At 48.5% G+C, this 9504-nt stretch carries 8 protein-coding genes and 1 pseudogene; 8 read left to right on the top strand and 1 reads right to left on the bottom strand.

Annotated features, from left to right (window positions below; genetic code table 11):
- Positions 1-18: 18 nt before the first annotated feature.
- The 5 genes and pseudogenes from AZ66_RS07815 to pssA form a co-directional block, all read left to right on the top strand.
- Positions 19-441: pseudogene (locus AZ66_RS07815) on the top strand (ATP--guanido phosphotransferase); the annotation flags it as partial.
- Between the two features lie 23 nt (positions 442-464).
- A complete protein-coding gene (gene clpC / locus AZ66_RS07810; protein ID WP_021259818.1) occupies positions 465-2912 on the top strand; it encodes an ATP-dependent protease ATP-binding subunit ClpC in 2448 nt (815 codons plus the stop codon).
- Positions 2913-3144: 232 nt separating this feature from the next.
- Positions 3145-4512 (top strand): DNA repair protein RadA, encoded by a 1368-nt coding sequence (radA, locus tag AZ66_RS07805; RefSeq protein ID WP_021252487.1) that lies wholly within the window; start codon positions 3145-3147, stop codon positions 4510-4512.
- 16 nt (positions 4513-4528) lie between these two features.
- On the top strand, positions 4529-5602 hold the full coding sequence (disA, locus tag AZ66_RS07800; RefSeq protein WP_021259819.1) for a DNA integrity scanning diadenylate cyclase DisA: 1074 nt from the start codon (positions 4529-4531) through the stop codon (positions 5600-5602).
- A gap of 54 nt (positions 5603-5656) precedes the next feature.
- Entirely contained in the window at positions 5657-6325 is a 669-nt protein-coding gene (gene pssA, locus AZ66_RS07795) for a CDP-diacylglycerol--serine O-phosphatidyltransferase (protein WP_044354313.1), read from the top strand.
- Between the two features lie 177 nt (positions 6326-6502).
- Here the strand turns inward: pssA and AZ66_RS07790 are convergent, their stop codons facing one another.
- Entirely contained in the window at positions 6503-6898 is a 396-nt protein-coding gene (locus AZ66_RS07790) for a hypothetical protein (RefSeq protein WP_021259821.1), read from the bottom strand.
- Between the two features lie 229 nt (positions 6899-7127).
- Between AZ66_RS07790 and AZ66_RS07785 the strand changes: the two genes are divergently transcribed.
- The 3 genes from AZ66_RS07785 to ispF are packed head-to-tail and all read left to right on the top strand — an operon-like array spanning position 7128 to position 9478.
- On the top strand, positions 7128-8213 hold the full coding sequence (locus AZ66_RS07785; protein WP_021259822.1) for a PIN/TRAM domain-containing protein: 1086 nt from the start codon (positions 7128-7130) through the stop codon (positions 8211-8213).
- Positions 8214-8255: 42 nt separating this feature from the next.
- Positions 8256-8954 carry a 2-C-methyl-D-erythritol 4-phosphate cytidylyltransferase gene (gene ispD, locus AZ66_RS07780; RefSeq protein WP_021259823.1) on the top strand — a complete coding sequence of 233 codons (699 nt, stop codon included), beginning with the start codon at positions 8256-8258 and terminating at the stop codon, positions 8952-8954.
- A 41-nt stretch (positions 8955-8995) separates the two neighbouring features.
- Complete coding sequence (gene ispF, locus AZ66_RS07775; RefSeq protein WP_021259824.1) at positions 8996-9478, top strand: 2-C-methyl-D-erythritol 2,4-cyclodiphosphate synthase; 483 nt, start codon at positions 8996-8998, stop codon at positions 9476-9478.
- The last annotated feature ends 26 nt before the right edge of the window (positions 9479-9504 follow it).

Here is a 9504-nt window from a genome sequence, read left to right as displayed (position 1 = left end):
ATATAGGAGAAGGAAGACGAAGCGATCGGCAACCTGTTCCAAATATCAAATCAGATTACATTAGGTCAATCCGAATCTGAGATTATTGATAATTTGTACAGTGTTGTGAAGCAATTAATCGAGCATGAGAAGGCAGCTCGTGAACAGCTGCTGACAAGCAATAGCATGCGGCTTACGGATCGCATTTGCCGCTCATATGGAATTTTGAAGCATGCCGTCATTATGGATTCAAAAGAAGCCGCACAGCGGTTGTCTGATATTAGGCTTGGTTCTGACCTTGGCATCTTGCAGCATATTCAATCGTCACAACTGAATGAATTATTGGTCATGACACAGCCAGGCTTCTTACAATATAAATACAACACGACATTATCTGCAGAAGATCGGGATTCATATCGCGCGAAGATGATTCGCGAGACGTTATCCAAATCTAAATCATAACGTAATATGGAGGTGCAACACTTATGATGTTCGGTAGATTCACAGAACGTGCGCAGAAAGTATTGGCTTTGGCACAAGAAGAAGCAGTACGACTCGGGCATAACAATATCGGAACGGAGCATATTCTGCTTGGACTTATTCGCGAAGGGGAAGGCATCGCAGCTAAGGCACTTGTAGCGCTTGGCCTTGGATTGGAGAAGATTCAGGACGAAGTCGAAACCTTGATCGGGCGCGGTCAAGAACAGCCACTCAATATTGCATATACCCCGCGTGCGAAGAAAGTAATTGAGCTGTCCATGGATGAGGCGCGCAAGCTTGGCCACACTTATGTGGGTACAGAGCACATTCTGCTTGGCTTGATCCGTGAAGGAGAAGGCGTAGCAGCACGGGTGTTGAACAACCTTGGCATTAGCTTGAACAAGGCACGCCAACAAGTGCTGCAGCTGCTTGGAAGCAGCGAAGCGGTATCCAGCCATCATGGACAATCGCAAAATGTAAGCACACCGACACTGGACAGCTTAGCTCGTGATCTGACAGCAGTAGCGAAGGAAGGTAATTTGGATCCAGTTATCGGCCGTTCGAAGGAAATTGAGCGCGTCATACAAGTACTGAGCCGCCGTACGAAGAACAACCCGGTACTTATCGGTGAGCCTGGGGTTGGTAAGACGGCCGTAGCTGAAGGTCTGGCACAGAAGATTATTAACAATGAAATTCCAGAGACGCTTCGCGATAAGCGTGTTATGACGCTTGATATGGGTTCGGTTGTTGCCGGAACGAAATACCGTGGTGAGTTCGAGGATCGCCTGAAGAAGATCATGGATGAAATCCGCCAAGCAGGCAATGTCATCCTGTTCATCGATGAATTGCATACGCTCATCGGTGCCGGCGGTGCTGAAGGCGCCATTGATGCATCGAACATTTTGAAGCCTGCATTGGCTCGTGGAGAGCTGCAGTGCATTGGGGCAACAACACTTGATGAGTACCGCAAATATATCGAGAAGGATGCAGCGCTCGAACGCCGCTTCCAGCCGATTACGGTTGACCAGCCTACTCCAGAGGAAGCAATCCAGATCTTGACTGGGCTACGTGATCGTTATGAAGCTCATCACCGTGTGAAAATTACCGATGAGGCAATTGAACAAGCGGTGAAGCTCTCGGATCGTTATATTCCAGACCGCTTCCTGCCGGATAAGGCAATTGACTTGATTGATGAAGCGAGCTCAAAAGTTCGCCTTCATTCGTATACAGTACCACCAAATTTGAAAGAGCTTGAAGCACGTTTGGAAGACATCCGCAAAGAGAAGGACGCATCTGTGCAAAGCCAAGAATTCGAGAAAGCCGCTGCGTTGCGTGATACGGAGCAGAAGATGCGCGAAGAACTGGAGACCGTTCGCAACCAGTGGAAAGAGAAGCAGGGACGCGTGGATTCTGAAGTTACGCCAGAGGATATTGCTCAAGTCGTAGCGAGCTGGACCGGAATTCCGGTATTGAAGCTGAAGGAAGAAGAGACAGAGCGCTTGCTCAAGATGGAAGAGATTCTTCATGAGCGTGTTATCGGCCAAGATGAAGCAGTAAAAGCAGTAAGCCGTGCAATCCGTCGTGCGCGTGCAGGGTTGAAGGATCCGAAGCGTCCGATGGGCTCCTTCATCTTCCTTGGTCCAACTGGGGTAGGTAAGACTGAGCTTGCTCGTGCCTTGGCCGAATCTTTGTTCGGTGATGAGAACGCGGTAATCCGAATTGATATGTCTGAATACATGGAGAAGCATTCGACAGCTCGTCTCGTCGGAGCGCCTCCAGGATATGTCGGCTATGAAGAGGGCGGCCAATTGACGGAGAAGGTTCGCCGTAAGCCATACTCAGTCGTCTTGTTGGACGAAATCGAGAAGGCACACCCAGAAGTATTCAACATTTTGCTTCAAGTGTTGGAAGACGGCCGTCTCACCGATTCTAAGGGACGTGTAGTTGACTTCCGAAACACGCTGATCATCCTGACATCCAATGTAGGTGCCGAAGCAATTAAGCGTAATTCTACGCTTGGCTTCACTGCAGTAGATGATGCAGGCAAAGACTACAACAACATGAAGGATAAAGTGATGGGTGAATTGAAGAAGAGCTTCCGCCCAGAATTCTTGAACCGGATTGATGAAATTATCGTATTCCACTCCTTGGAGCAGAAGCACATCGCTGAAATCGTATCCTTAATGGCTGGTGAGCTTCGCAAGCGCCTGAAGGAACAGGATGTTGATTTCCAATTGACAGACAATGCGAAGAATTTCCTCGCGAAGGAAGGCTTTGATCCAGCGTATGGCGCTCGTCCATTGCGTAGAGCGATTCAGAAGCATATCGAGGATCGCCTGTCAGAGGAATTGTTGAAGGGTACTGTCAGCAAGGGTGATGCCGTCGTCATCGACGAGAAAGATGGCGAGCTGCTCGTCCTGCGCAACAACGAGATTAATACAGCACATGTATAATAAACTGTAGTATTTAGGAAAGAATCGTACTTTCTCCCTGCCGGGGGAAGGTGCGGTTCTTTTTTCTTCGTTTTTTATTGCTTCACATATGCCTCTTTCTGCTTACGATATGCTAAAGCACTTTATCCTCCTTCTTAAAAATGGTAAACTAATGAGTAATGAGTAACGAGGTACCTGTTTGCGGACATGGCGACCGACGACTTGCAGCATATTGATTAGGAGTGTCGGCTTCATGGCCAAAGTGAAAACGAAATTTTTCTGTACGGAATGTGGATATGAAACACCGAAATGGATGGGAAAATGCCCTGGCTGCGGTGAATGGAATACGATGGTGGAAGAGCGGGAAACAGTCATTAAGACAGCAGGTGTGCATTCTTCCTTGATTCAAACGAAAGAAAAGCCGCAATCTATCATACACATAGAAAGTGGACGTGAACCTAGACTCACTACGACACTTAGTGAGTTGAACCGCGTACTGGGCGGCGGTGTCGTTCCTGGATCACTTATTCTAGTGGGGGGCGACCCGGGTATCGGGAAGTCAACACTTCTACTGCAAACCTCCAATGCACTGGCTGCCAGCGGCCTCAAGGTGCTGTACGTATCTGGTGAGGAATCGATGCGCCAGACGAAGCTGCGGGCAGATCGGCTGGGTGTCTTGTCGGAGAACTTATTCGTCCTCAGTGAGACGAATCTGCAATATATCGAGGAGGCGCTTGAGGCGGCGCAGCCTGACTTCCTCGTTATCGACTCCATTCAGACCGTCTTTCAACCATCGGTGGAATCAGCTCCCGGGAGTGTTGCACAAGTACGCGAATGCACAAGCACATTCATGCGCATTGCTAAAGGGAAGGGGATCGCGACTGTCCTTGTTGGACATGTGACGAAGGAAGGTGCGATTGCCGGCCCACGGTTGCTGGAGCATATGGTTGATTGTGTCCTTTATTTCGAAGGGGAGCGGCATCATTCCTATCGCATTTTGCGGGCTGTAAAGAACCGGTTCGGTTCGACCAATGAGATAGGAATCTTTGAGATGACGGAGGGCGGACTTGTCGAGGTGAAGAACCCATCCGAGATGTTCCTGCAGGAGAGACCGCTAGGTGTTGCAGGATCCACGGTTGTAGCCAGCCTTGAAGGAACCCGTCCCGTCCTTGTTGAGATGCAGGCGCTCGTATCGGCGACGAACTTCCCGTCTCCACGGAGGATGGCGACAGGGATTGATCATCATCGTCTAGCGCTCATTATTGCGGTGCTGGAGAAACGAATGGGAATGTTCCTGCAGAATCAGGATGCATACGTGAATGTAGCGGGTGGAATTAAGCTTGATGAGCCAGCTGTTGACTTGGCTATGGCGGTTGCAATTGCTTCGAGCTTCCGAGATATGCCGACACAACCATTCGATGTTGTCTTTGGCGAAGTTGGGCTAACCGGTGAAGTGCGTGGGGTATCTCGTGCAGAACAGCGAGTGAAGGAAGCAGAGAAGCTTGGATTCAAGCGCATTATATTACCAGAGAAGAGCTTGCGCGGCTGGAAGCCGCCTGCCAATATTGAGATTATTGGAGTAAATACGGTTGCTGAAGCATTAGCTGTGGCGTTAGGTTAGGGGGCATAGATATAGAATGAAGGAAAGCCAACTGGATATTATGAACGACCTGCTGCGGATGGTCGCACCAGGAACGCCTTTCCGCGACGGGCTTGAGAATGTGCTGCGCGCGAAGACAGGGGCACTTATTGTCGTTGGATACAGTCCAGAAGTAATGGAAGTTGTAGACGGGGGATTCTCCATTAACTGTGACTTCTCTCCAAGCTACTTGTACGAACTGGCCAAGATGGACGGCGCCATTATCTTGAGTGAAGACATTAAGCGGATATTATATGCGAACACACAGCTCATTCCGGATTCCTCCATTCCATCTACTGAGACAGGCATCCGGCATCGGACAGCGGAGCGGGTAGCGAAGCAGACGGGTAAGCTGGTAGTCTCCATCTCCCAGCGCCGGAATGTCATTACACTGTACCAAGGCAGTCTGCGTTACGCACTTAAGGAGATTGGCGTTATTCTCACGAAGGCGAACCAAGCGATTCAGACGTTGGAAAAATATAAGGTTGTGCTTGTACAAGGCATGACAAATTTGACTGCATCCGAGTTCGAAGAATTGGTTACCTTATACGATGTCGTAAACGTTGTGCAACGTATTGAGATGGTGTTACGTATTAAGATGGAGATCAAGCGTTACATCAACGAACTGGGAACAGAGGGACGTCTTATCAGCATGCAGCTCGAAGAGCTCGTAAGCAACACCGAAGAAGACGCTTGGCTGCTGTTGAAGGATTATGCCCGGGACGGAAGCGATGAGAAGGTACGTGAGATCATAGCCCAACTTAAGAAATGCACGGCAGATGAACTGCTTGATACCCATCATTTAATAAGACTGCTCGGTTACCCGACGACGAGCACGATTCAGGAAGAATCCGTTTCGCCGCGCGGATACCGCGTTCTTAGCAAGATACCAAGACTTCCTAATGTCATTATTCAGAACTTAGTCGAAACCTTCCAGTACCTCCCTCATGTCATGATGGCAACGATTGAGGAATTGGATGAAGTAGACGGCATTGGCGAAGTTCGCGCTCGTGCGATTAAGGAAGGGCTTAAGCGGATTCAGGAGCAGGTCTTCATTGACAGGCAAATTTGATTTTCCTACAATGAAAGGTCGTACGTTGGGCATAGTAAAATTAGAGGTGAACCTATGATTACAAAGTCCATTCCGAGCTTGTTTACGATCGGTAACTTGTTTCTCGGAATCATTTCCATCATGCTTGCGTTTCACGATGACTACAACTTAGCAGCTCTTATGATTATTATTGCCATGTTGCTCGACGGATTGGATGGGCGTGTTGCAAGAGCATTGAACGCACAAAGTGAATTCGGCAAGGAGCTTGACTCCCTATCCGATGTGATTTCATTTGGTGTAGCGCCAGCCTTCATTATGTATGCCGTCGCTTTTACAGATAGTAACCCGGTGCTGGCTTGCATCGTTACTGCAATCTTCCCGATTTGCGGTGCACTGCGACTTGCGCGCTTCAACGTTAAGGATGGTATTCCGGGGTATTTCATCGGCTTGCCAATTCCAGCGGCTGGCGGTGTGGCATGTACGCTTGCCTTGTTCCATGAGAGCATTCCAGTGGCTTATCTTATGATTGCGATGATTTTATTATCTTACTTAATGGTTAGTACTGTGAAATATCCGAACTTCAAGAAAGTAGGTATTCCGAAGAAGGCCATCTGGATTACGCCTTTTGTTATTGCAGGGGCAGTAGCGATCGCGGTATGGCAGCCAGAACAGACACCGAAGCTGATTTTTGTGCCGTTGGTACTGTATGCGCTGCTTGGTTTAAAAAAAACGTTAGAATGTTGAATCGCCGCCGCAAGAAACAGCTTGATGAGGAAGAGTGGTACCAGTCGAAGCATTCTTAAGCAAATAAACCCAAAAGAAAAGCACTTGCAGTCCATAATTGGGCGGCAGGTGCTTTTTGTGTTGTATATGATTTCCGTTCCAATTATCTTGTATCCATTTCAGTTCGTTTTCATTTTATTAGGACAGGTTGAATATCCCAAGAGTTTGGCACTTGCTCGATTCCTGTTTGACGACATCGTCAAGTTCAATATCAAGCAGATTGCACATGGCAGACATATAGAACAGGTGCTTGCCAAGCTCGCTCTTCACAACATCCTTGCAGTTCTCGCATAAGTGACCTTGAACATGTGACTCAAGAGATTGCTTCGCTTGATCCATGTCCATGTCGTCATGATAGGGCTGCCGCTTCGCATGCAGCTCTAAGCATCCACATTCCGTTATGGCTTTCGTTACCGCTCGGTTTACCGAGGCGTCAGACTGTCCGTATTTCGAAAGAATGTCCAGCAAGCTCCGGTGTCTTAACAATAAATCGCCGACTTGATCCTGCAAAGATTGCAAACTGGAAGTACTCATTTCTCATCCACCTCTATTCATGGAATCGTGGTTCGGCCCGAGCCTTACTGCTCAAGAGACTCACGTTATTTCAGCTCTCCTCATTCCGTACTACTTCCCTATTATACGACTAGGATTTCCCACATTTCAACTTCGCCTAGAATTTAAAAATGTAAGAATGGACGATTAGGAGCGAGAGGGTTGGGTCATAATTGTAAAGATATTCAAATTAGATAAGGAGGTGGACTTCGTGTTCAGACGATTATTTTATGCGGTTGCAGCATTGATCGGAGCATGGAGTGGGACAGAGTTCCATCGGTATTGGAATATGCAAACAATGGAGTTTTCGTCATTATCCAACCCTGGAATAACTTCTAACGGACTGTTATGGGCACTTGGCGGGGCATTTTGCTTTATTGTGATGGGTCGTGCACTTTTTACGCCATTGGCACGGTTATGGGGCAACTTGGAAGAACGCATGGTGAATATGTCAGCAGGGATGCTGGTGATTGGAGCTTCTGGCGCATTGATGGGACTGTCCTTTGGTGGGTTGCTTGTACCGCTATTTGAGCCGTTTGGGACAGTAGGGCGTATGGTATCGGTTTGTATGATTGTCCTGCTGTCAGCAGCAGGGTTGCAAGCAGCACTTATGAAGCAGGATGAGATTGTAAAGTGGGTCTCCGCCTTCCGTATGCCTGAACGAGGTGAAGAGAAGAGCAGAGGAATGGAAGAACATAAGATCTTGGATACAAGCGTCATCATTGATGGTCGCATCGCAGATATATGCAAGACCGGATTCATTGAAGGGACAATCGTCATTCCTGAATTCGTCTTAGAGGAGTTGCAGCATATCGCGGATTCGTCGGACTTGCTCAAGCGGAACCGTGGACGAAGAGGGTTGGACATCCTGAATAAAATTCAAAAAGAACTGGAAGTCAAAGTACTCATTTATGAAGGGGACTTTGATGAAATCTCTGAGGTAGACAGCAAGCTGGTTAAGCTCGCGAAGCTGCTGAAGGGTAAGGTCGTCACGAATGATTTCAACTTGAACAAGGTATGTGAGCTGCAGGGAGTATCAGTGCTCAATATTAATGATCTAGCCAACGCTGTGAAGCCAGTGGTTCTCCCAGGAGAAGAGATTGTTGTTCAAGTCATCAAGGATGGTAAGGAACATGGTCAAGGGGTAGCCTACTTGGATGATGGTACGATGATCGTCGTTGAGGGTGGCAGAGATTATATCGGTATGACGATGGAGGTTCTGGTGACCAGTGTACTTCAGACGTCAGCAGGACGAATGATATTTGCTAAGCCAAAACTGTTGGAAAAAGCCCAATAAACAGGTATGATGGGGATACTACCATCATGGGGGTTAGCAAGGATGGACAGAGGGTTTGGCGTGGTCATTGTCGCAGCTGGCAGAGGCACGCGCATGGGCACGGAAGAGAGTAAGCAGTATTTGCAGTTACAGGATAAGCCAGTAATCATCCATACCGTAGAGCGGTTTCAGTCCATGGAGGAGTGCGAGTCGATCGCATGGGTAACCACGGAACAGGATTATGCACGCTGCGAAGCATGGGTGAAACAATACGGATTGCATAAGGTTCAAGACATCGTGACAGGAGGCAAGGAACGCCAGCATTCAGTATACGCTGGCTTGCAGGCTCTGAAAGCGCGTGGACTCGAATATGTATGCATCCATGATGGTGTACGGCCCTTTGTAGAGCCGGGCAGAGTAATCGCATGTTACGATGCGGCCCGGCAGCACAGAGCGGCCGTATTGGCCGTTCCGGTCAAGGATACCATTAAGCAGGTGGACAAGTCCGGTATTATTACGGCAACACCCGATCGCAGCAGCTTATGGGCGATTCAGACACCACAGGCTTTCCGGCTTGCTGATGTAATGGCAGCTCATGAGCTCGCGGAGCAGGAGCAATTCGTGGGAACGGATGATGCGATGCTTGTTGAACGGATGGGGATTTCTGTTCACGTAGTGGAGGGGAGCTACACGAACATTAAGCTAACGACGCCGGATGATCTGGATTGGGCTGCATGGTGGCTGTCTCGTCATGAAGCTTAGTGAAATTGAATGTTGAGGCAGAAGGAGAGGGAGGCTTACGTATGATTAGAGTGGGACAGGGATTCGATGTGCACCAGTTAGTAGAGGGACGGCCGTGCATTATTGGCGGCGTTCATATTCCTTACGAGAAGGGATTGCTTGGGCATTCAGATGCTGATGTGCTTCTGCATACGGTAAGTGATGCAATTCTGGGCGCACTAGGATTAGGGGATATCGGCAAGCATTTTCCAGATACGGATCCTGCATTCAAGGATGCGGACAGCATGAAGCTGTTAGAGCATGTATGGAAGCTAGCTGTTGAGCGCGGTTATCGACTTGGCAACATCGATTGCACGATTATTGCACAGAAACCAAAGATGCTGCCGCATATTCCAGCGATGGTAGCGAATATCGCTCGCGCGCTCGGCGCAGAGGATTCGCAGGTGAATGTGAAGGCTACGACAACGGAACAATTAGGATTTGCTGGTCGCGGAGAGGGAATTGCCGCACAGGCTGTTGTCTGCTTATTTCACAATATGGTATGATGAAATGATAAATGGAAAGACAAAGT

It is taken from the genome of Paenibacillus sp. E194, from assembly GCF_000935845.1.
Lineage (GTDB): Bacteria > Bacillota > Bacilli > Paenibacillales > Paenibacillaceae > Paenibacillus_B > Paenibacillus_B alvei_B.
The sequence above is the reverse complement of the archived record's forward strand: the minus strand, read 5'-3'. Positions and strand labels throughout refer to the sequence as shown.